The sequence below is a fragment of the Leifsonia sp. SIMBA_070 genome, assembly GCF_046534635.1.
In the GTDB taxonomy this organism is placed as follows: Bacteria; Actinomycetota; Actinomycetes; order Actinomycetales; family Microbacteriaceae; genus Leifsonia.
The window spans coordinates 1-237 of the sequence record NZ_JAWRYK010000925.1; the positions used below are offsets into that span (position 1 = coordinate 1).

Genomic DNA, 237 nt, shown 5'->3' on the forward strand with positions numbered 1-237 from the left:
GGGCATTGGCGGCATCAAGATCAAGGTCGGCCTGCCGGATTCCGCGGAGGACCTGCGCCGCGTCGCCGGCGTCCGCGAGCACATCGGCCCCGACGTCCCGCTCATGGTGGACGCCAACCAGCAGTGGGACCGCAGCACGGCCCTGCGGATGCGCCGCCGCCTGGAGGTCTCCGACCTCACCTGGATTGAAGAGCCGCTGGACGCGTACGACGCCGAGGGCCACGCCGAGCTCGCACG

At 71.7% G+C, this 237-nt stretch carries 1 protein-coding gene; it reads left to right on the forward strand.

All coding sequences use genetic code 11. From position 1 onward, the window contains the following. Positions 1-237 (forward strand): enolase C-terminal domain-like protein (locus tag SB754_RS22905; protein ID WP_410784552.1); only part of this gene is annotated, 237 nt, incomplete at both ends.